The organism is Candidatus Dormiibacterota bacterium (genome assembly GCA_035532835.1).
GTDB lineage: Bacteria > Vulcanimicrobiota > Vulcanimicrobiia > Vulcanimicrobiales > Vulcanimicrobiaceae > DAHUXY01.
In genome coordinates this window covers 13710-34737 of sequence record DATKQG010000079.1, presented here as the reverse complement: position 1 = coordinate 34737, position 21028 = coordinate 13710, and the positions used below count along the sequence as shown (strand labels likewise).

The 21028-nt window shown below is 63.5% G+C and carries 22 protein-coding genes; 12 read left to right on the top strand and 10 right to left on the bottom strand.

Translation table 11 applies throughout. The features are described 5' to 3' along the window. The 11 genes from VMW12_09805 to VMW12_09755 form a co-directional block, all read left to right on the top strand. Positions 1-1723: proton-conducting transporter membrane subunit (locus tag VMW12_09805; GenBank protein HUZ50007.1), on the top strand; the 1723-nt coding region annotated here is incomplete at its 5' end. A gap of 8 nt (positions 1724-1731) precedes the next feature. Further along, positions 1732-2580 (top strand): NADH-quinone oxidoreductase subunit H, encoded by an 849-nt coding sequence (locus VMW12_09800; GenBank protein HUZ50006.1) that lies wholly within the window; start codon positions 1732-1734, stop codon positions 2578-2580. Beyond that, the gene (locus VMW12_09795; protein ID HUZ50005.1) at positions 2577-3185 is read left to right on the top strand and encodes a hypothetical protein; all 609 of its coding nucleotides are present in this window, start codon (positions 2577-2579) and stop codon (positions 3183-3185) included. Before VMW12_09800 ends, VMW12_09795 begins: the two co-directional genes overlap by 4 nt. Then, positions 3182-4594 carry a proton-conducting transporter membrane subunit gene (locus tag VMW12_09790; GenBank protein HUZ50004.1) on the top strand — a complete coding sequence of 471 codons (1413 nt, stop codon included), beginning with the start codon at positions 3182-3184 and terminating at the stop codon, positions 4592-4594. The genes VMW12_09795 and VMW12_09790 overlap by 4 nt, the downstream gene beginning before the upstream one ends. Continuing rightward, entirely contained in the window at positions 4594-5991 is a 1398-nt protein-coding gene (locus tag VMW12_09785) for an NADH-quinone oxidoreductase subunit C (GenBank protein HUZ50003.1), read from the top strand. The genes VMW12_09790 and VMW12_09785 overlap by 1 nt, the downstream gene beginning before the upstream one ends. 23 nt (positions 5992-6014) lie before the next feature. Beyond that, positions 6015-6404: an oxidoreductase gene (locus VMW12_09780; protein HUZ50002.1), complete on the top strand. Its 390-nt coding sequence runs from the start codon at positions 6015-6017 to the stop codon at positions 6402-6404. Next, positions 6397-6840, top strand: coding sequence for a 3-hydroxyacyl-ACP dehydratase FabZ (fabZ, locus tag VMW12_09775; GenBank protein ID HUZ50001.1), 444 nt, complete (start codon positions 6397-6399; stop codon positions 6838-6840). Before VMW12_09780 ends, fabZ begins: the two co-directional genes overlap by 8 nt. A gap of 165 nt (positions 6841-7005) precedes the next feature. Further along, on the top strand, positions 7006-7653 hold the full coding sequence (locus tag VMW12_09770; protein HUZ50000.1) for a hypothetical protein: 648 nt from the start codon (positions 7006-7008) through the stop codon (positions 7651-7653). A gap of 15 nt (positions 7654-7668) precedes the next feature. After that, positions 7669-7992 carry a hypothetical protein gene (locus VMW12_09765; GenBank protein HUZ49999.1) on the top strand — a complete coding sequence of 108 codons (324 nt, stop codon included), beginning with the start codon at positions 7669-7671 and terminating at the stop codon, positions 7990-7992. Further along, complete coding sequence (locus tag VMW12_09760; protein HUZ49998.1) at positions 7958-8185, top strand: hypothetical protein; 228 nt, start codon at positions 7958-7960, stop codon at positions 8183-8185. The genes VMW12_09765 and VMW12_09760 overlap by 35 nt, the downstream gene beginning before the upstream one ends. Then, positions 8182-9177, top strand: a complete 996-nt coding sequence (locus tag VMW12_09755; protein HUZ49997.1) for a cysteine synthase A — start codon at positions 8182-8184, stop codon at positions 9175-9177. Before VMW12_09760 ends, VMW12_09755 begins: the two co-directional genes overlap by 4 nt. 169 nt (positions 9178-9346) lie before the next feature. Here VMW12_09755 and VMW12_09750 read toward each other — a convergent pair whose 3' ends face one another. Both VMW12_09750 and VMW12_09745 read right to left on the bottom strand, forming a co-directional pair. Then, on the bottom strand, positions 9347-11395 hold the full coding sequence (locus VMW12_09750) for a molybdopterin cofactor-binding domain-containing protein (GenBank protein HUZ49996.1): 2049 nt from the start codon (positions 11393-11395) through the stop codon (positions 9347-9349). Further along, entirely contained in the window at positions 11392-11850 is a 459-nt protein-coding gene (locus VMW12_09745; GenBank protein ID HUZ49995.1) for a (2Fe-2S)-binding protein, read from the bottom strand. The genes VMW12_09750 and VMW12_09745 overlap by 4 nt, the downstream gene beginning before the upstream one ends. 137 nt (positions 11851-11987) lie before the next feature. On the opposite strand from VMW12_09745, the gene VMW12_09740 reads away from it, so the two are divergent. After that, the gene (locus VMW12_09740; protein ID HUZ49994.1) at positions 11988-12296 is read left to right on the top strand and encodes a dodecin family protein; all 309 of its coding nucleotides are present in this window, start codon (positions 11988-11990) and stop codon (positions 12294-12296) included. 3 nt (positions 12297-12299) lie between these two features. Here the strand turns inward: VMW12_09740 and VMW12_09735 are convergent, their stop codons facing one another. From VMW12_09735 to thrS, 8 genes are all read right to left on the bottom strand, one after another. Beyond that, positions 12300-12956 carry a hypothetical protein gene (locus VMW12_09735; protein HUZ49993.1) on the bottom strand — a complete coding sequence of 219 codons (657 nt, stop codon included), beginning with the start codon at positions 12954-12956 and terminating at the stop codon, positions 12300-12302. Continuing rightward, positions 12956-14266: an erythromycin esterase family protein gene (locus tag VMW12_09730; GenBank protein HUZ49992.1), complete on the bottom strand. Its 1311-nt coding sequence runs from the start codon at positions 14264-14266 to the stop codon at positions 12956-12958. Before VMW12_09730 ends, VMW12_09735 begins: the two co-directional genes overlap by 1 nt. Next, entirely contained in the window at positions 14251-14922 is a 672-nt protein-coding gene (locus VMW12_09725; GenBank protein ID HUZ49991.1) for a phosphoribosyltransferase, read from the bottom strand. Before VMW12_09725 ends, VMW12_09730 begins: the two co-directional genes overlap by 16 nt. Positions 14923-14953: 31 nt before the next feature. Next, a complete protein-coding gene (locus tag VMW12_09720; GenBank protein HUZ49990.1) occupies positions 14954-15694 on the bottom strand; it encodes a class I SAM-dependent methyltransferase in 741 nt (246 codons plus the stop codon). Next, positions 15691-16740 carry a tRNA (adenosine(37)-N6)-threonylcarbamoyltransferase complex transferase subunit TsaD gene (tsaD, locus tag VMW12_09715; GenBank protein HUZ49989.1) on the bottom strand — a complete coding sequence of 350 codons (1050 nt, stop codon included), beginning with the start codon at positions 16738-16740 and terminating at the stop codon, positions 15691-15693. The genes VMW12_09720 and tsaD overlap by 4 nt, the downstream gene beginning before the upstream one ends. A 67-nt stretch (positions 16741-16807) precedes the next feature. Next, a complete protein-coding gene (locus VMW12_09710; protein ID HUZ49988.1) occupies positions 16808-18256 on the bottom strand; it encodes a DHA2 family efflux MFS transporter permease subunit in 1449 nt (482 codons plus the stop codon). A 61-nt stretch (positions 18257-18317) separates the two neighbouring features. Next, a complete protein-coding gene (locus tag VMW12_09705; GenBank protein ID HUZ49987.1) occupies positions 18318-19268 on the bottom strand; it encodes a hypothetical protein in 951 nt (316 codons plus the stop codon). After that, positions 19265-21004, bottom strand: coding sequence for a threonine--tRNA ligase (gene thrS, locus VMW12_09700; protein HUZ49986.1), 1740 nt, complete (start codon positions 21002-21004; stop codon positions 19265-19267). Before thrS ends, VMW12_09705 begins: the two co-directional genes overlap by 4 nt. Positions 21005-21028 lie beyond the last annotated feature (24 nt).

Below are 21028 nucleotides of genomic sequence, written 5' to 3'. Positions count from 1 at the left end.
CGTCGGGTCGTCGCTGCCGGCGGCGCCGTTCCTCATCATCAACGCCGTCGTTTCGATTGCGGTCGCGATATGGGGCTTGAAGCGGGGATCGCCGTCGGACGGCATGCGCTTAGCACTGTTCAGCGCGGCAATGACCGGTGTGTTGCTGGCGCAGAGTATCGCCGCGTTTCTCTTGTTTTGGGAAGGGATGTCGCTCGTCTCGGCGTTTCTCGTTGCGACGAACCATGGCAAACGCTACGTGCGTCGAGCCGTATTCTCGTACGCGCTCGTCAGTCAACTGGGCGCGCTCTGCATTACCGCGTTTCTGGCAATCCTCGCCGTGCATGCCGGCACGGGGACGTTCGCAGGCATCGCGCTCGCGTCGGGAACGCTTTCAATCGGCGTGCGAACCGTTGCGTTGTCGCTGGCGGCGATCGGATTCGGCTCCAAGGCCGGCCTCGTGCCCCTGCAATTCTGGCTTCCTCGCGCGCATCCGGCGGCTCCCGCGAATGCGTCCGCAATGCTCTCCGGTATCATGCTCAAGATCGCGGTCTACGGCTTGCTGCTTGCGTGCTTCGTGCTGGCGGCGCCGGCGCCGTGGGCCATCGGCGTTGCGCTGCTCGTTGCGGGCGCGCTCAGCGCGTTGCTGGGAGGGCTTTACGCGACGATCGAGAGCGATATCAAACGGCTCCTGGCCTTTAGCTCCATCGAAAACGTCGGCATCATCGTCGCGACGTTGGGCCTGGCGGTACTCGCGGCAGCGATGCACCAGCCGGCGCTCGCGGCGTTGGCGGTCATCGCGCTGATATTCCATAGCATCAATCATGCGATGTTCAAGGGCCTCTTGTTCCTTGGCGCCGGAACGTTGGTCGAGCGCTTGCACGTGACCAATCTCGATCAACTAGGCGGCCTTGCGAAGGGACCGCTGCGACGCTCGGCTCCCTGGGTGTTACTGGCGTGCATGGCGGCGTCGGCGCTCCCGCCGCTCAACGGTTTCGCATCCGAGTGGCTCGTATTTAACGGATTTATTCGTGCGCTCGCCGTCGGCTCGCCCTGGTTCAAAGCGTTCGCTCTCTTCGGTATTGCAGCGCTGGCGATGACCGGCGGCCTTGCTGCGGCAGCCTTTACGAAACTCTACGGCGTCGGATTTCTGGGCGATCCGCGACACCCCGCGCCGGTCGAGCCGGAGCCGTTCGATGCGTCCGTCGCGGCGCTGGCGTTTCTCGGCGCGGCGAGCGTTGCGATCGGCGTGATACCAAGCGTAGTGATTCGCCCGCTCTCGCAACTGGCGGGCGGCATGATGGGTGAGACACCCTTACCGGTCCCGAATCTCTCGGTATTGCCGTTTCTCGCGTTGCTGCCGATCGCCGGAGCCGTGTTTGCCGTCGTGATGGCGAGGCGGCGCGGCGTGCGCGAAGCGGGCACTTGGACGTGCGGATCGGCGGTAACGTTGCGCTCGCAGTATACTGCAACGGTGCTTTCGAAGCCGCTGCGGCTCATCTTCGGCTTCGCGTTATTTCCCGAGCGCGAGCGACGCATGGAGTACGGAACTTCGCGATGGATACCGACGCGGATTACCTACGTGCTCTCAACGCGCTATGTGTTCGACGAGCTTGCCCGCAATATCGCCGCATTCGTGCAGCGGGTCTCGCGCGGAGCACGAAGGTTTCAGGGCGGGTTTCTGCGCGTGTATCTTGGGTACGCGCTGGCCGCGTTTCTTGCCGCATTGGCGGTGGCGCGATGAACCAGGGTGTGCAGATCGCCCTCCTCGCGCTATTCGCCCCGCTGTTACAAGGGACGTTAGCCCGGCTGCGCGCGCGGATGCAAGGCAGGCCCGGCGCATCGGTGTGGCAGCCGTATCGCGACCTGCGTAAACTCTGGGGCAAAGACGCGGTGATTCCACAGCGTTCGATGCTCGTGCTCGTCGCCCCGGGCATAGCCCTCGGCGTAGCGGTAACGTTCGTCGCGGTCGTTCCGAGCATCACGGCGACGGATGCATCGGCCTGGCGTATCGATGCCATTGCGCTGGCGTTGCTGCTCGCGCTCGGGCGATTCGTGACGGTGCTCGCGGCGCTCGATACACGTTCGGCCTTCGAAGGCATGGCCGCCGGGCGAGAGATCGCGTTTGCATCGCTGACCGAGGCGCCGTTGATCCTCGCGCTCTTGGGGAGTGCGTTCCTTTCGGACGGTAGCCTCGCCCACGCTCCGAACGGGATATGGACCGACGCGTTAGCGGCCGGGGCGTTACTGCTCGTGATGCTCTCCGAGACGGCGCGAATCCCGGTCGATAATCAACAGACGCACTACGAGCTCACGATGATCCACGAGGGGCTCGTCCTGGAGTATTCGGGCTGGCAACTCGCGATGCTGCACTACGCCGCATATCTGCGGCAGGCTGGATTCTTCGTGTTAGCCGCGTTACTGATGCCCGGAAGCGGGGTCGCGACGGTGGGGTGGATTGCCGCCGTGGGCGCTTGTATCGTGCTCATCGAAACGGTTTACGCCAAGCTGCGCCTCTTTGAAGTGCCGCAACTCTTTGCGTCCGCACTGATCCTTTCGCTGGCGAGCATCGGCTTGCGAATCGCGGACGTGCTGCGATGAGCGTAGTGATTATTCTCGCCGGGGCGGTGCTCGTGATCGATTCGCGGTTACGTTCGGCGCTGGTCGCCTACGTGGTCTTTACCCTGAGCGTCCTATGGATCGCCCACCCGCAGGGGCCACAGGCAAACGCCACGGGCATTACGCTGTTTGCGATGTTGGCATTCGTCAAGGTAGTGGTTGGTCCGGCGGCCGTGCTGTGGCTGCGCATGCGATATCGCGTGCCGGATGACTTAGTGCCGTCTTTCAACCTTGGCGTACGGATCGGCGTGGTTGCCGTAGCGCTGTACCTTGCTCGGTATTTCAGCCACGCCCAGGCGTTCTCCGATGCACCCGGCGCCACGACCGTGTTCTATGCGTTCTTCGCGAGCATCTGCGTGGTGATTCTGCACCGCAATCTGCTGGCGCACGTGGTGGGATTGTTGGCGCTCGGGAGCGCGGTAACGCTGGCTGCGGCGGTGTTTGCGCCATCGTTGCCGGGCGCGATCGAGCTGGCCGACACCTTCGACGCGGTTTTCGCAACCTTCATTGCGATCGCGGTGGCGCGGGCGGTGATACAACACGACCCGCACTTGGATATGCGATCGCTACGGAACTTGCGCGGATGACGACGATCGTTGTCCTGTTTCCGTTCGTTTCGCTGACGCTGGCCGCGCTTTTCGCCAACCGGTCGCTGCGATCGGTTGCCCGCGTGTTCCTTGCCGGCGCGGGCCTCATCGGAACGATCCTCGCCGCGTCGACGATGGATTGGCTCTCGGGGATCTTTGCGGTGAGCGTTTCGCTCCTCTGCGCGATCGTCGTGCTGTTCTCGACCGGCATTCTGCCAAAAGGCGGGAACAATCCGATGGAGCCGTGGTCGCGCAAGCCCGCCTATTTCATCTTGCTCGGCGCATTTTGGAGCAGCATGCTGCTCACCGTTACGAGCGCGGGGTTCATCGGCATCTGGATCGGTATATCGGCAACGACGCTCGCAACCACGTTTTTGGTCGCATACTCGGGCGGCAAAGCCGCGCTCGAAGCGGCCTGGAAGTATCTGATGCTCTGCAGCTTCGGCATTGCGATCGCGTTGATCGGGATGTTGCTTCTCGGACGAGCGGCGATGATGGCGGGCGTCGCTCCGGGCCAGGCGCTCTCGTGGAGCGCGCTGATACCGCATGCGGCGCTGATGGATATCCCCTTAACGCGCGTCGCGCTGACGTTAATGCTGGTGGGGTTTGCCACCAAGGCCGGCTTGGTGCCGATGCACGCGTGGCTGCCGGACGCGCACTCCAAGGCCCCGGCCCCGGTGAGCGCGCTGCTTTCGGGTTTGCTGGTATCCTGCGCGCTGTACGCCATCCTGCGCGTCCAGTCCGTCGCCGCACAAACACCCTCCGCCGGGCTCTTCGACGGCATCTTGCTCTACGGCGGTGCCGTATCGATCCTGATCGCGTCGCTGCTGATGTTAGCGCAACGTGACGTCAAGCGTTTGTTTTCCTACTCGACCGTCGAGCATGCGGGCATCGTGGCATTTGCGCTGGGCCTCGCTACGCCGCTTGCAGCGTTTGCCGCCCTCTATCATATTCTCAATCACGCCTTCGCAAAGTCGATGGCGTTTCTCTCGGTTGGTATGGTGCAGGAACAATACGGATCTACGAGCATCCGGGACTTGCGCGGGCTCTGGAGCGTGCGCGGCGGGCGTACCCTGCTCGCGGCAATGATTGCGCTGGCCGGGCTGCCGCCGTTCGGGCTGTTTTTCTCGGAACTCCTGATCGTCGTTGCCGCGGTACAGGTACGCGCGTGGAGCGCGCTTGCCATCGCGTTGGTGGGATTGCTGATCGCGTTTGCCGCGTTGTTGCGGCTGGCGATTACCACCGAGTCCGGTACCCACCCACACGGATTGCCGGCGCCGAAGCTGCGCCTTGCAACGGTCGCCGTAACCTGCGTCGTGGCGGCTTCGTCGGCGTTGGTCGCCGTGCCGTTCGTCCCGTGGAGCCATGCAGTGTACGGGCTGCTCGCGGCGATGGTGAACAGGCCGTAATGTACGCAGAGATTGCGATCGCACCGGAGCGCGTGCGGGAGAGCGTAGCAGAGTTGGCAGCAACGGCGCAGGCGCTCGGAGCCTATGCCGGCGAGAAGCAGGTACGCTATCTCTTTCTTCGTCCGCAGGGTGTGCTGTGCGCCACGGTGGATGCCGGCGTCGGGGCGTTGCCATCGATGGCGAACGAGATGCCGCTCTACGATTGGCACGAGCGCGAGATGCGGGAGAAGCAGGGGATCGCCTTTGACGGGCATCCGGATACGCGTCGGCTCTATATCGGCGATGGGCCCGTTCCCGAAGCGATGACCGCGCAGGGCGAGGGCGTTAACGTCGTGGTGGTGGGGCCGGTCCATGCCGGTATCATCGAGCCGGGGCGATTCACCTTTAGCACCGGCGGCGAAACGACGATTCACCTCGATACGCAGTTTTCATACGGCCACCGGGATATCGAGCGCGCCCTTAGCGGCCGTAATGCGCTTGAAATCGCGCCGTCGATTGCGCGCATCTGCGGCGGGTGCAGCATCGCGCGTTCGTGGAGCTACGCGCTCGCGCTGGAGTCGCTGGGCGGGATCGAGTGCGACGAGGCGACCGAGTACGCACGCGTGGTGCTGGCAGAACTCGAACGCTTGTACAACCACGTCTTCGACCTTGCGAACGCGGCTTCCGGAGCGGGTTACGGCCGCGGGCTGACAATGGGGCTCGGACTAAAAGAGCGCATCCTGCAGCTCTGCGCGGCCGCGACGCAGCATCGGCTGATGTTTGACGCGATCGTTCCCGGAGGCGTGCGAACGGGAGTCTTAAGCGATCCACAGGCGTTGCGCGCGGATCTGCACGCGGTCCGCAGGGATGTCGAACGCTTTGCGAAGGAGCTGTTTGAGAACCGCTCGGTGGTTCGCCGATTCGCCGGCGCGGGGTTGCTTGATGGCCGAACGGCCCGGCTGTTCGGGGCGTGCGGACCGGCGGGCCGCGCCTCCGGAGTGGAGCTCGACGTGCGGACGTTCTGCGCGTACGGAGCATACGCGGGCCTGGACGTCCGAATCGCGAACGAAAAGGGTGGAGACGTTCTGGCGCGCTGCAGCGTAAAACGGCGCGAGATCGCCGAGTCGTTCCGCCTGATCGATGCATCGCTCGCGGTGCTTGGGGATTCGTCAATCCAAGATCCGCAAACCGTCGAATGCGGAACGGGGCGCACGACCACGGCGCTCGAGGGCTCGCGCGGCGTCGAAACGCTCTCGATCGACGTAAGCGGCGACGGCACGATCGAGCGTCTTCACGTCATATCCGCCTCGTATCGAAATTGGCCGGCGGCCGCGCGCGCGATGGAAGGCAATATCATTCCGGATTTTCCGCTCGTCAACAAAAGTTTCAATCTCTGTTATTCGTGCATGGACCGATAATGTCGAGAATCTACGAACGTTCCTTGGCCATTCGCCACCTCGTGTGCGGCAGTTGCAACGGATGCGAGCACGAGATGAACGCGTTGGCCGGGCCCGCTTACGATATCACGCAGCATGGATGGGATCTGGTCGCTTCGCCGCGTCACGCCGACGTTGTAACGGTGACTGGGCCGATGACCGAAGCTATGCGGGACGCGGCGGCTGCGACGCTTGCGGCGACGCCGAATCCGCGGGTCGTAGTCTCCGTCGGCGATTGTGCGATCGGCGTGGGCCCTTGGTGCGGCGTGGGCTCGGCGGGCGATGGTGCCGGGCCCGAACTTGGGGCGCGCGTTTCGGTACGCGGGTGCCCCCCGAGCCCGGACGAGATCGTGCGAGGCTTGCGCGAAGCGGCGCGATTGCTCGACGATGTGTAGCGACTGCGAGACGGCGAACGAAACGCGCGGCATTCGATACATTCTGTCGGTGCTGCCGCACCGGTTTCCGTTCTTGCTGGTTGACCGGATCGTGGAGTTGAACCCGGGCGTGTCCGCGCGAGGGTACAAGCTCATTTCGTGCAACGAGCCGTGGCTTCAATTCCCCGGTTTGCTGTCGATACCGCCGGCGTACATTATCGAGGCATTGGCGCAGCTCTCCGGTTGCATCGTACTCGAGCCGCACGAAGTTCCGCGGCAACCGCCGTATTTCGCGAGTATCGACAAGGCCCGTTTTCGTGGCCTCGTGCTACCCGGCGATCGCCTCGAACTCGTTGCTTGGATCGCGGCGCAGCGCCGTTCCATTACCAAAGTCGAGGGTCGGGCCAGCGTGGACGGGAGAGTGGTGTGTTCGGCCGTATTGAGCTTTGCATCGTAACGGCTCGACGCATTCGGCCCGCGGCTACATCGCCGCAGCGAGCAGTGCGGCGATGATCCAACCCCGCGGGCCGGCTACGAAGAGCGGTGCCGCCGGCGATGGCCAGTTGTCTGCCCAACGAGGGATCGACAATGGGACCTTCGGCGAGGGCGCGAAGCCCCGGGTATGCAGAATGTGAATGAACTCTTGCGCCTTCCTTCGCCGGCGCCTAGACCGCTCGGCGTTGCGTTCGATGGGACGCAGTTATGGCTCAGCTCGCTTGAAACCGAGCGCATCTACGCCATGGACCCGGCGCAGTGGACGTTAAGCGACGAGGCAGCCGCGCCGGGAAAACCCTTCGGCATCGTCTCGATCGGGGACGAACTCCGCGTCGTGCTTGGCGAAGGTGAGGCGGACGACCGGTACGCGGTGCGGTTCGTACCGGGCCACGGATTTAAGGATACGGCAAAGATTGCGTGTCCGGAGTTTATCGGCTCGCATCTTGCCTATGACGGCGAATTGCTCTACGTGAGCCAGTTTACGACGAGTTGCATCGTGGCGCTCGACGATGCGGGCGCGGTGGTGCGCACGATCGCGCTCAAGAACCCTCCCGCCGGGATCACGTTTTGTGACGGGCGGCTCTATATGGTAAGCGTCGACGACGCGAACGATCGGCGTTTGCTCTCGCGAACGGATCCGCATGACGCGCACGCACGGGTTGAAGACCTTGCGGTCATTCCATTTGCGGCACGAGGGCTGGCCTTCGACGGCACGCGTTTTTGGAGCGGCGAACGCGACGCCAACGAGATCGTAGCCTTCACGCACGCCGGTTGATGGCCGGAGTCGCCCGTGCGCCGGCCGTGGTGTACGGCGCCGCGATTCTTCAGGGGTTCGCATTTACGTTGGTTCCCTGCGCTGGCAACGGTCTTCGCGCAGGCACCCTATCGCATCTCGGCGGTCTCGTTTGGCGGACTCTTCGTACCGCTTACGCTGGGAGCGATCGTTGCCGCGATCGTGCTGTTTCCGTTGGCGATCGCGGCGGCGTTCGTCGCCTTGCCGCTGTGGAGTTCGGCGCCGGAGTTGATTGCGGGCTTCGCTCTGGGCGGTGTCGCATGCAGCATCGTGTTTTCCGTATGCGATGTCGCTTGCGTTCGATGCGATGCCTGCGGATGAGAACCGCGTTGCCGGCGTTCTCGTCGGGGCGCTGATGGCCGGGGAGGGAATGGGAACCTTTGCGGTAGGCGTCCTCCACGGTTCGGCGGGCTTCACGCTCGCGCAGGTATACCGGGTTGCGGGTGGTACTGCGGTTGTGCTCGCCCTAGTTGCATTCGTTGCAGTACGCGCTGGTAGCGGAAAGGTGTCGTGAACGTGGGACTATCGCAGGCAATTGGACGAACGCCGTTGATCGAACTGCGCGCGCTCTCGGCGCGCATCGGACGTCGCGTTCTCGGCAAGGCCGAGTTTCTCAACCCGGGAGGTTCGGTGAAGGACCGCGCGGCGAAGTGGATCGTGGATGCCGCGGAGGCTTCGGGTGCGCTTGCGGCGGGCGGCACGATCGTCGAGGGGACGGCCGGAAGCACCGGTATCTCGCTCGCGCTACTTGCGAACGAACGTGGATATCGCAGCGTCATTTTTGTGCCGGACGATCAATCACCGGAGAAAATCGCGTTGTTGCGTACGTTCGGCGCAGACGTGCGGGTGGTTCCGGCACTGCCGTTTACGAACGCGCAGAACTACTACCATCTTGCGCGCGCGTTTGCGGAGCAGACGCCGGGGGCGATGTGGGCCGATCAGTTCGAGAATACCGCGAATCGGCAGGCACACATCGAGAGCACCGGGCCGGAGATTTGGCGGCAGACCGCAGGCGACATCGATGCGTTCGTAGCGGCGGCGGGTACCGGTGGAACCCTTGCCGGGACGGCGATTGCGCTCAAAGAACGCAAACCCGAGGTGCTCGCGGTGTTGTGCGACCCGATGGGATCCGCATTGTTTGCCTACGTGAACGACGGCGAGTTGCGCGCGCAGGGTGAGTCGGAACTCGAGGGCATCGGCATCAAACGCATAACGGCGAATTTTGCGGAGGCCCCGATCGATCGCGCGATTCGGGTGGAGGACCGCGATGCGATTGCCATGGCGCACTGGCTGCTCGCGCGCGAAGGGCTGTTTGTCGGCGGCTCGACCGGATTGAACGTGGTCGGCGCGGCGCGGGTAGCCATGAGCCTCCCGGAGGGCTCGACGGTGGTAACCGTTCTATGCGATGGCGGGCAGCGCTACTCATCGCGCCTGTTCGACACCGGATGGCTCCGTGAGCACGATCTGCTTCCGGCGGGAAGCGACCTCGATTTTCTGGCAGACTGATGAACCTGGATTCGACGCGGTCGTTGCGGAGGGGTTCCGCGTTGATTTACGGCCGGCACGACTGCTGAAGGCTCCCGTATCGGGAGCCTTCAATCGACCGGTTTGCCGAAAGCGGGCAGCGGAGCTTCCAGCCCCCCTGCGGCCACGGCACCGGGCCAGAGCCAGCGTCTCATCGGTCCGTAGCGATCGCGCGAAGCGGAACTCTCCGAATGCGTTGGCCGGTCAGGGCGTATATTGCGTTCGCTATCGCGGGCGCGATAACGGGGGTGGCTGGTTCGCCTGCGCCGAGGGAAGGCTCGTTCGGGCGGTCGATCAGTTCGATCGCGATCTCCGGGATGTCTGGGAAACGAAGAATCGGATAGCGATCCCAGACGTTGCTCGTAACGCCGCGCTCGTCAAATGCGACCTCTTCGAGCAGGGCGCGCGATGCAGCGTGGATGACGTTGCCTTCGATCTGATTGCGCAGGCCGTTCGGATTGACGATTTCGCCGCAGTCGTGCGCGATAAAGCAACGATCGAAATGAATCCCCATTTGTGAGTCGACCGAACATTCGGCGATCGCGGCGACGTAGGCGCCGCTGTTGCCGTAGCGATGAAACGCGACGCCGCGCAGATCGAGCGCACCCTGCCAGCCGGCGATGCGAGCGACGGCTTCCAGGACGGCGCGCGCGCGCGGGTCTTTCAAATGTTGCAGGCGGAATGCGAGCGGGTCGGCTCGCACGAGGTGCGCGAGCTCGTCGACGAACGATTCGTTGGCGAACGTGTTCTGAGCGGATCCGAGCGAGCGTAGAGCCGATTGGCGGAGTGCTGCGTCCGGTTTCCAGTGCATGACCACACGCTGCGATGCGATGTCATAGAGGTGGAGCGCGTTGCGATCGCCGCCACCGGAGTGACTCTTCGGGAGTTCGTGCCCCAGCAGTTGTACCGCAATAAAATTCGGCTGGCCGGGCCCTCCGCGCGAAGTGTGCCCCGGCGTCCAAACCTCACTCGACCAGGAATCGATGTGGCCGTCCCCATCGACGGTGCCCGCGAGCTCCACGAGCATCGCGGGGCCTTTGGGATCCCATCCCAACTCGTCTTCCACACTCCACTGCACGCGGACGGGGTGGCCGATCGCGCGCGAGATGAGGGCGGCATCTGCGGCAGCGTCGTCGGTGCCGTTGTGCCCGTAGCAACCGGCTCCCTCCACGTATTCAACGTAGACGGAATCCTCCGGAACGGCGAGCAGTGCTGCGATCGATCCTCGCAGTGCGTAAACGCTTTGCGTTGCGGCCCAGATCTTCGTTCCATCCGCTCGCACGTCGGCGACTGCGGCTGAGGGACCCAGCGACGCGTGCGATTGGAACGGCCATTCGTATACCGCGCGCGCGACGCGAGCGTGCGATGCGGTATCGAATGGATCGCCGCCGGCGAGCACTTGCTCGGTGGACGGACCATCGCGAAGCGAGCGATAGAGCGCGTCGAAGGGCGGGAGAAGGCCTACGTCTTCCCATTGGGCTTTTAGCGCGCGTGCGGCACGCATTGCGTCCCAAGCCTCCGACGCGGCGACCGCGAGGAAATCGGTTTCTCGTACGACGCGAGCGCCGGGAATCGCAGCGATCGATGACGTGTCAACGGAGAGGAGGTGCGCGCCCACTGCCGGTGGGCGAATTACGCGCGCGTGCCACATACCTTCGACGCGGAAATCTTGTAGGAAGGTGAACGTGCCGAAAACTTTTGACGGAAGGTCGACGCGAGCGACGGACCGGCCTACGGCGCGCCGCGTTTCCAAGCGGGGGACGTGCGCGTCAAAAGGGCGATCGAGAAGCCGATTACCGGCGGCAAGCAGCGCGTACGAGAGCGATCTGCCCGCAGTATCGACGATGGCTCCGTCGTCCGTGCGTACAGCGGCGCGCGGGACGCCCAGCTTCTCGGCGGCTGCGTCCAGGAGCGCTTCGCGAGCCTGCGCGGCGGCGCTCCGCAGCGGCGGCGCGCCGGTTTGGAGAGTTTGACTACCGGCCGTGAAGCCTTGATCCGGCGTGATGCCGGTGCGGCCTTGGACGATGCGCACGGATGCGAATGAAACGTCGAGTTCGTCGGCGACGATTTGGGCGAGCGCGGTTTGCACGCCGGTTCCAAGCTCGACCTTCCCGACGAATGCGGTAATCGTCCCGTCCGGTTCGATCGAAAGCCAATCGGAGAGCCGCTTGGGAAGCGTCCCGAAAAATTGCGCGGTCATGCGCCGCGCTGGGCGGTGCGCTGCACCGCGCGTACCACGCGGACGTGCGATCCGCAGCGGCACAAGTTGTGTTCGAGCGCGGTTCGAATCTCCGCCGCGCTGGGATGGGGGTTTACGTCGAGCAGCGCCTTGGCAGCGAGAACGAGGCCGCCCACGCAGTAGCCGCACTGCGTGGCTTGTTCTTCGATGAAGGCTCGCTGCAGCGGATGCGGGTGCTGCGTTGTGCCCAAGCCCTCGATCGTCGTTACTTCGCGTTCGCCAACGTCGGCGAGCGTAAGCATGCAAGCGTGCCGTGCTTCCCCGGCGATCAGGACCGTGCAAGCCCCACACGCACCATGCGCGCAGCCCACTTTCGTGCCGGTCAGGCCGAGGCGTTCGCGAAGCACCAATACCAGCGGCATCTCGGGATCCACGTCGACGCTATGTGGTTTCCCATTCACAACAAGCCGGCTCATGCCACGAACGTAGCAATGGGTTGGGAAAACGGTGAGAATGTCGATGAAGGCAAGTGCGCGGTGAGTTCGCCGTCCGTTCTCATCGTTAGCGTAGCGTCATGAATAGTCATTACCAGGACCGATCGAGGAGATTGCACATGTCCAAACATCGTTGTTGCTGCAAGCGCGAGGATAGCGCGGACAAGGGTGGCCGCAACTGCGGCCAACACGAAGGGTCTTCGCACGAGGGCCACGAGCACGAACACGAGCCGGGCAACGGCACCGTCCACATCGAGGCGGAGTCTACGGAGAGTTGGGACGCGGCGGCTACCGAAACGCTTCGCAAGGCCTCGGAGAGTATCCAAGGTATCACAGGTATTGAGGTCGATCGACTCTCCGCTCGCGTAGAAGGCGGTAAAATCGTCGGCTACCGCGTTCGTTCACGGGTACTATTTCACGTCGAATAGGCCCTATGCGTGCAGGTGGAGGTCGAACCAATCGGTAGCGAGGCGCGATACCATAGCGAGCTTTCCCGGCTCCTCGAAGAGATGGGACGCGCCCGGAACGATCTGTATTCGTTGAACGCACGTGAGTCTGGCGGCTGCGGATTCGTTGAGCGCGATCACCTCTAGGTCGAGCGAACCGACGATGAGCAGGGTGGGCGCGCGCACGGACGCTAGCGCGCTCCCTGCGAGATCGGGGCGGCCGCCGCGCGATACCACCGCCGCAACCTTATCGGGGCGTGCTGCAGCGGCGATCAGCGCGGCCGCCGCACCGGTGCTGGCACCGAAATAGCCGATTGGCTGCGTGAAACGTTCGGCCACCCAATCGGTGGCATGCACGAGCCGTCGAGCGAGCAATGGAATATCGAAGCGAAACTCGCGCGTGCGCTCGTCGATCACCTCTTCGGCGGGCGTGAGAAGATCGAGCAAGAGCGTGGAATACGATGCCGCATTGAGCGTCGTTGCAACGGAGCGATTGCGTTGGCTAAAGCGGCCGCTGCCGCTCCCGTGAGCGAAAATCACGATCCCTTTCGGACGTGTCGGAACAACGAGCGTGGCCGAGATGCGTTCGCCGTTCTCGCCGATCGTGACGTCCTGCTCGAGGCTGGGCTGCGGTAACGTCATCAGAGCCGGCTCGGGTACGTCTCGGGCAGTTCGCCGCCGATCCATACTGCGGAGCGTTCGAGCGGCTCCACGGCGCGGGTACGTTCGACGTGGAATAGGGCGTCGAATTGTTTGGCAAGATCGGCTCGAAAATAGTGGCTTGCAAGTTCGGTTTGCGGCCGATAGATCACGCCGATGGCACGCTCGCGTAAACCGGTAGGCAGCATCGTCGTCGCGCCTTGTAACCGCCGAAGCGCCAAGTAGAATGACGGCGGCTGATGTTCGTGAAACCAGCCCTCGTAGCTGTCCTCACGCGCCGGAAGCACCGTTTTGCGATGCGCCTGCCCGTGCCAATCGTCCGCTGCGGTCACGGTACCGACGTAGGTGGTCTGCCCGACCAGGAGCGCGTGTTTCCCAAATCGCTCGCGTGCCAGAGCTCCGATATTCGTCTCCCCGCGTTCTCGCATCGAGGTCGCGCGGGCGTCCCCGACGTGCGAATTGTGTGCCCACACCACCGCTTTAAAAGGCTTGCCGGTTCGTTGCATATGGGCCTTAAGACGTTCCAGCGTTTCGATCATGTGACGATCCCGCAGGTTCCAGAGGGAAACGTCATCGCTTAACATCGCGCCGTAATAATGCTCCGCATTGGCGACGACCCAGGCGTTTTGTTCGGCGTAAAAGTACTCGTCTTCGGCAATTCTGCCGTCGCGTTTGGCGTATTGGGAGGCGGCTCGCTGGATCTCGCGTAGCTGCGCAAGGACGTCGTCGGTGCAGGAGCGGCCTAGGCCGCGAAATACTGCAACCGCGTACGTCTGAGCGTCTTCTTCATAAGGAGTTAAACAGGCGTAGCGCTGGCGCGCGCGCGCGGCCGCAACCGGATCGATCTTATCGAGATACGTAATAATCGCATCGATCGACGCATACATGCTGTAGAGATCGAGGCCGTAGAATCCGGCTTTGGCCGGCCCCACCCGTGCGTCATTGTATTCGCGCAGCCAACTGACGAAATCGAGGACCTCGGCGTTGCGCCACATCCAGGTTGGAAAGCGCCCGAAGCCGCCGAGAGATTCGACCGCCTCCGCATCGTCGTTGGCGCCGCGAACGAATCGATTGACGCGGTACGCATCCGGCCAGTCGCCCTCGATGCAGACGGCGTTAAAATCGAGCTCCGAAATGAGACGCTGCGTCATCTCCGCGCGCATGCGATAGAATTCGTGCGTGCCGTGGGTCGCTTCGCCGATCAACACGACTTCCGCGTCGCGCGCGAGCGCGATCAGATCGTCGTAATCGTGCGCGTCGTTGCTGAGCGGGGTTCCTAGGGTGATGTCCATTGATGTGGCTCCCGTGCATATGCGTCGGCAAGCAACGCGCGGACTTCGTCATCCGAGGTTTGCCCGAAGTTTTGGTAGTAGAGGCCGACCGCGTGAAATGGCTCCGGCGATGCCAGGCAGACGATCTGGTCGACGTGTACGCGCAGCATATCGCAGGTTTCCGTAGCGCCGACGGGCACGGCGACCACGATCTGGCGCGGGTGATGTTCGCGCAACGCTGCGACCGCCGCATACATGGTGGAACCGGTCGCGAGGCCGTCGTCGACGAGAATAACCGTTTTGTCTTGGAGGGGCGGCCGAACGCGACTGTCGCGGTAAGCCAACTCGCGCCGCTGTGCTTCGAGGTGCTCGCGATGTAAAATCGCCTCGAACTGCTTGGGTTCGATAGCGTACGCAGCGACGATCGTCGGAAACGATACCGAGGTGCCGTCGGCCGATACGGCCCCCATCGCTAGCTCTTCGTGCCCGGGGACGCCGATTTTCCGAACGGCGAAAACGTCTAACGGGACGTGCAATGCAATCGCAACTTCGTAAGCCACCGGAACGCCGCCGCGCGGCAGCCCCAATACGACGACATCGGGTCTGTCGCGATAAGCGACAAGCGCGCTAGCGAGCGCCTTTCCGGCCGCGGATCGATCGCCGTATGGAACTAACATGGCTGCAGAATACGGCCGAGCCGAGAAGGTCTTAGGAAGGCGGCGTAGCGATGCTGACGGTCGCAAGCATGCGCATGAATACTACGGCGCCGTTCGCATAGCGATCGAACAGCGTATCGAGGTCGGCGTGTAACGCCCGCGCGCTAGCATTTTCGTGGGGGAGATACGACGTGCTGCGCGCACGGGCGTGCAAACCCGCGCGGTCGAGGCGGTGCGCGTGTTCCGCGTCGGTGATGCGGATCGAACCCCATGCGCGGTCTCGCTCGAATGCGCCGCGGGCGTTCGCGCGGAGCCGTTCGGTCTCTTCGGTTGCATACCGGCGCACGATTGCGCCGTAGGCAGCGGTGAACGGATCGCGTTCGTCGCGTTCGTTGTATACGATTGCGGCGCGGCCGCCGGGGCGCAGCAGGCGGAGCATCTCGGCGATCGAGGCGCTGCGATCGAACCAATGAAAGGCTTGGAATGCGGTGACTAGGTCTGCGCTGGCGCCCGCGAGGCCGGTGCGTTCGGCGGTGGCGGCGTGCAGGCGAAGATTTGCGGCACATGCGCCTTGCGTCGCCATGGCGGCGTTGGGTTCTATCGCGATCACCTGCGCTCCGCGCGCCGCAAGCAAGCGAGACGAAATACCGGTGCCGGCGCCGAGATCGACGACGGTGCATTGGGACGGCTCGGCGATGCCCTCAAACAGCGCGTCGATCGCCGCGTCCGGATAGGATGGACGAGCCGCGGCATAGTCGCCCGCGCGTTCGGTAAAGCGTTCGGTTGGATTCACGGTATCGATTCGGCCGGCTGCGCGAGTTCGAACGGGAGGTTGGGATCGGCACCCAGGGTCAGCGGGTCGGCAAGGGCGATAGCGCGCTGATAGAATGCGGCGGCGGCGATCATGGCGGCATTATCGGTGCAGTAGCGCGCGGGCGGAATGAACGCTTGCACGCCTCGACGTTCGCTCCACGTGCGAATTGCGGCTTGTAGCGCGGAATTGGAGGCGACGCCGCCGGAGAGGACGATCGCGCGGTAGTCCCTGCGTTCGAATGCGGCGTTGACGCGCGCGAGCAACACGTCGACGACCGCGGCTTGGAACGATGCGGCGACGTCGCTCGCGAATGCCTGTGGGTTGGCGGCTTGCGCGTCGCGCCCCGCTTGCGATTCCAAAAAGTAACGGACCGATGTTTTCAGGCCTGAGAACGAGAGATCGAGCGTGCCTTTATCGGGACGGTGACGCGGGAAGGCGAAAGCGCTCGGGTTGCCGCGTTGCGCGAGCCGATCGATGGCGGGGCCCCCGGGGTAGCCGAGCCCAAGTAACCGCGCCGTCTTGTCGTAGGCTTCGCCTGCAGCGTCGTCGCGAGTGCGGCCGATGACGTGCATGTTCGTGGCAGAGTGCACCTCGACCAATTGCGAGTGTCCGCCGGAGACCAGGAGGGCGAGAAACGGATACGGTGGTGTCTCCGGGCGATCGAGAAAGGCCGCGAAGATGTGTCCGTGGAGATGATTGACGGCGAAGAGCGGTTTCTCGAGCGCGAAGGCGAGCGCTTTCGCCGACGCGACACCGACAACGAGGCTGCCGATAAGGCCGGGGCCGTAGGTAACGGCGATGCCGTCGAGCGCATGCATCGGCATCTGCGCGCGGTCGAGGGCGTCTTCGACCGCAGCGGAGAGCAACGCAACGTGTTGTCGGCTGGCGATTTCGGGGACGATACCGCCGTACTTGGCATGGAAGGCATCCTGGTTGGTCGAGACGCTCGCTAGCACGTCGCGACCATCGCGAACGAGCGCGGTCGCGGTGTCGTCGCACGAGGTCTCGATACCGAGCAGGAGCATGGGGGATGATTACGAGGCAAGCGCGCCGTGTTCCGCTCGCCGTTGCCTTGGCGGGCCGGCGGCGGACTCAGTCGAGCGCCACCGCCGGCATGCCTTCGCTCGAGCTCGAGCGTGGCGGCGACATGAAGAAAATCAGTGGGATGCTGATGACGAAGATGATCGCGCAGAGGCGGAAGAGATAATCGTAGGCGATCACGACCGACGATTGGGCGACGAGCTCCGTGAGCGTCCCGACGCTTTGCCCATGCGTCTGCGTAACGCCGCCGGCCAGCGCGCTCCACGCAACCGCCGTTTGGCGGGCCAGCAGCGTGGTGAGGATGGCGATCCCGAAGCTTCCGCCCACCTGTCGCAGCAACAACGAAACGCCGGTCGCGCTCGAGAGTTCGGGTTTGGGGATCGACGCGAGCATCAGGGTCGTCAGCGGAACGAAAATGAACCCGAGCCCAAAACCTTGGATGACGCGCGGCCAGTACACGTCCCAGTAGCCGGAGTACTGGTTGAGCCCACCGAGCATCCAGCACGATAGCGCGAACATCAGCGTCCCGAAGGTGATGAGGATGCGTGAGTCCACCCGGTTGTAGAGCCGTCCGACGACCAGCATCGAGATCGCGGTTGCGATCGCTCCGGGCAGCAGCACGACGCCGGTATCGTATGCGGTCATGCCCAACGAGGCTTGAAAGAATAGCGGCATGATGAGGCTCGTTCCGAAGAGCCCGAATCCGAGAATCACCGTCAGCACGTTGCCCAGCGTAAAGTTTTTGAAGCGAAATGCACGCAGGTCGACCAGCGGATGCTCGTCGCGTAGCGTCTTGAATATAAACGCGCTCAAGGTCACCGCGGAAACGACCGCCAGCAGGGTGATCGTCGAAGAGCTCCACCAATCGTCGTGCTGGCCGCGTTCGAGCACGTACTGCAAGGATGCCAAGCCCGCGGTCATCAGGCCCAAGCCGAACCAGTCGATGCCGCCCTTGGGGCGCGCGATGTAATGCGGGCTCGGGATAAAGGCCATCGTCATCAGAAACGCGGTGATGCCGATCGGAATGTTGATGAAGAAGATCAACGGCCACGTAGCGTTATCGACGATCCAACCGCCGAGCAATGGGCCCAGGGCCGGCCCGACCATCGCGCCCAAACCGAAGATCGCCATCGCGTTTCCGCGCTTCGCGGGTGGAAACGTTTCGAAGAGGATCGCCTGCGCGGTCGGCTGCAGCGTGCCGCCGCCGAAACCTTGCAGCACGCGGTAGAAGACGAGTTGCCAAATGCTGGTCGCGGTTCCGCACAGGAACGAGGATATGGTGAATACCGCAATCGAGGCCGCATAGAATGTCTTGCGGCCGAAATACGCGGTGAGCCAACCGTTGAGCGGCATGGTGATAACGCTGGCGAGGATGTAGCCGGTGACGATCCACGCGGCATCGTCAACCGAAGCGCCGAGCGTGCCCGAGATGTTATCTAGCGCAACGTTCACGATCGTAGCGTCGATGATCGCCATGATCATTCCGAGCATGACCGTAATGGTGATCAGCGCCGCGGATGTCTCGCGCTTCGCAAAGAGTCCTATGACGTCGCTCTTTCGTTTATGTAGAGGACGGAGCCGGCGATGCGTCCGGCGCGGTTGACGGCGTAGGCTGTGGGCTCCCCGATGGCGCGGGGCTTCCGGCGGATGAAGCGCCGGGCGACGGGCTTGCTGCGCCCGTAGCGGAGGGACGCTCGTCACCGTATAGCACGAACAGCCAGACTTCGTTCTTCTTAACGGTGATCTGCGGGAGAGCGAGATCGAAGTGCAGCGTCGTCCCCTTCAGCGTCGACTTCGCATACGAGCCTAAATACGTCTCCGTCACTTTCTTGTGGCGATTGGTCGACTCATGAAAAAGCTGGATGGCGAAGCCCCGCCCGCCGATTTGCTCCTTCGGGAGGGTGAAGTCGGCGGAAGCTCGTCCGTGGAGCGCGACGTCGGCATTCGCGTGCAGACGCACCGCGAGCAACGCGTCGGTTGCGACGGCTTTGGGATCGGGGTTGACCATCGCCGGGGCGTTTTTCGGCAGAGCCTCCAGCGCCAGGGTTATCTGCGGACCGGCGTCCGGTACCGCAGACGGAGCGGCGGACGGGAGTCCGGAGCCGCTTGGTGCCGGGGACGGGCTCGGCGTCGGCGTCGGCGTCGGTGTCGGCGAAGGCGTGGGGCTCGGCGTGGCGCTGGAGCGCGCGGCTGAGGCGCCGGAGCTCGGTGATGGCGACGGCGAGGGTTGCGGCATGTTCAGGCGGATGAAGCACGTGAAGCCGTCGACCTGCGGGCATTGAAAGCCCTGCGCGGCGCTCGTGAAAGCATAGCTTGCGGTGGAGCCCGGTGGAATTCCGGGCGAGCCGCTGGGAGACGGCAGCGGCGCAACGGTAGCCGGACCGAGTGCGCCGGCGGGCGGAGGGTTGACCGGCGGATTGACTCCCGGCGAACTGGTGCCGCCGAAGCCGCCTTGGCATGCGGTGAGCGCGAGCGCGATGCCCGCGGCGATGAGCGAACGTCGAGCGATCACGCTTTTGCCTCGATCTTGGCGCGCAGTTCGTCTGCGAAAGCCGCCACGGAAATGGTGCGTTTGTCGGCGGGGCCGGCACCGCGTTCGTTGACGTTCACGCTGCCGTCGGCGGCTTCTTGCTTGCCGACGACGAGGATGTACGGCACTTTTTGGGTTTTCCAATGCCGGATTTTGTAACCGAGCTTTTCGTTGCTTTCGTCGACCTCGATGCGGAAGCCGTGGCTGCGAAGTTGTTTGGCGACGTCATGCGCGTACGACGTCTGATGTTCGCTAATCGGTGCGAGGACCGCTTGCACCGGCGCCAGCCAAGCCGGAAACGCGCCCCCGAAATGTTCGACGACGATGCCGAAAAAACGCTCCATCGAACCTGCGAGCGCGCGATGAATCATCACCGGCGGCCGATCGGTGCCTTCGCTGGTGCGATACTTTAAATCGAAGCGCTGCGGGAGCACGAAATCGACTTGCACGGTACCGAGTTGCCATTTGCGGCCGATCGCGTCGCGTACGTTGATATCGAGTTTCGGGCCGTAGAATGCGCCGCCGCCTTCGTCGATGCCGTATGCGAGTTGCCGGCTCTCGAGAGCCCGCCGAATGGCGCCTTCGGCGATCGCATCGGTGTCCGCGCGCAAGCGCTCTTCGCGCGTCGAAAGAAAATACTCGAAATCCGTAAATCCGAAGGCATGCATGAGACGCAACGCTTCGTCGAGCGTCTGTTCGAATTCGCCCTGTAACTGATCGGGCGTGCAAAAGAGATGCGCATCGTCTTGGGTAAAACCGCGCACGCGGGTAAGCCCGTGCAGCACGCCGGAGCGCTCGTAACGATACACGGTACCGAACTCGCTGAAGCGTACCGGAAGATCGCGATAGCTGCGCGGATGGCTGCGGTAAATCAGGATGTGGCCCGGACAGTTCATCGGCTTGAGACGGAAGCGTTGCTCTTCGACTTCAAGCACGCCGAACATATTCTGTTCGTAGTTTTCGAGATGTCCCGAGATCTCGTAGAGCTTTTCGCTGACGATGTGCGGCGTTACGACGGGTTGGTAGCCGCGCTCGCGCAGACCCTCGCGAATGAATTGCTCGATGATGCCGCGGACGATCGCTCCCTTGGGATGCCAAAAGACCAGTCCGCCACCGGCGTCTTCTTCGATGGAAAAGAGATCGAGCTCGACGCCGAGCTTGCGGTGGTCGCGTTTGTGCGCTTCTTCGATCTGCTGGAGATAGGCGTCGAGTTCGGCCCGGCTGTTCCACGCCGTGCCGTAGATGCGCTGGAGCATCGGGTTGTGCTCGTCGCCGCGCCAGTAGGCGCCGGCAACGCTCATGAGTTTGACGGCGGCGATTTCGCCGGTCGTGTGGGCGTGGCCGCCGCGACAGAGGTCGGTGAACGCGCCGATCGTGTACAGCGTAATCGGTTCGCCTTCCGGGATATCGCTCGCGAGTTCGACCTTATAAGGGTTGTCGGCAAAGCGGTCGATTGCTTCCGCGCGCGTTACGCGTTGGCCGGTCATCTCGTAATTTGCTGCGATAATTTCGAGCATGCGCTGTTCGATGCGCGCGAGATCTTCAGGCGTAAACGGCGTACTCCGATCGAAGTCGTAGTAGAAGCCGTTCTCGATGGATGGGCCGATGGTCGGCTTTGCATCGGGAAAGATATCCTGGACGGCGTAAGCCAGCACGTGCGCTGCCGTGTGCCTCAGCTCCGGCAGCGACGTTGCGTGGGAATGGTCTGCGATCGACATATCGGCCGTCCTGTTCGTCGGGGC

Coding starts and splice junctions, on each gene's coding strand:
- VMW12_09795 (HUZ50005.1), top strand. CDS start 2,577: ATGAGCGTAGTGATTATTCTCGCCGGGGCGGTGCTCGTGATCGATTCG.
- VMW12_09790 (HUZ50004.1), top strand. CDS start 3,182: ATGACGACGATCGTTGTCCTGTTTCCGTTCGTTTCGCTGACGCTGGCC.
- VMW12_09785 (HUZ50003.1), top strand. CDS start 4,594: ATGTACGCAGAGATTGCGATCGCACCGGAGCGCGTGCGGGAGAGCGTA.
- fabZ (HUZ50001.1), top strand. CDS start 6,397: ATGTGTAGCGACTGCGAGACGGCGAACGAAACGCGCGGCATTCGATAC.
- VMW12_09770 (HUZ50000.1), top strand. CDS start 7,006: ATGCAGAATGTGAATGAACTCTTGCGCCTTCCTTCGCCGGCGCCTAGA.
- VMW12_09760 (HUZ49998.1), top strand. CDS start 7,958: ATGTCGCTTGCGTTCGATGCGATGCCTGCGGATGAGAACCGCGTTGCC.
- VMW12_09750 (HUZ49996.1), bottom strand. CDS start 11,395: ATGACCGCGCAATTTTTCGGGACGCTTCCCAAGCGGCTCTCCGATTGG.
- VMW12_09745 (HUZ49995.1), bottom strand. CDS start 11,850: ATGAGCCGGCTTGTTGTGAATGGGAAACCACATAGCGTCGACGTGGAT.
- VMW12_09740 (HUZ49994.1), top strand. CDS start 11,988: ATGTCCAAACATCGTTGTTGCTGCAAGCGCGAGGATAGCGCGGACAAG.
- VMW12_09735 (HUZ49993.1), bottom strand. CDS start 12,956: ATGACGTTACCGCAGCCCAGCCTCGAGCAGGACGTCACGATCGGCGAG.
- VMW12_09730 (HUZ49992.1), bottom strand. CDS start 14,266: ATGGACATCACCCTAGGAACCCCGCTCAGCAACGACGCGCACGATTAC.
- VMW12_09725 (HUZ49991.1), bottom strand. CDS start 14,922: ATGTTAGTTCCATACGGCGATCGATCCGCGGCCGGAAAGGCGCTCGCT.
- tsaD (HUZ49989.1), bottom strand. CDS start 16,740: ATGCTCCTGCTCGGTATCGAGACCTCGTGCGACGACACCGCGACCGCG.
- thrS (HUZ49986.1), bottom strand. CDS start 21,004: ATGTCGATCGCAGACCATTCCCACGCAACGTCGCTGCCGGAGCTGAGG.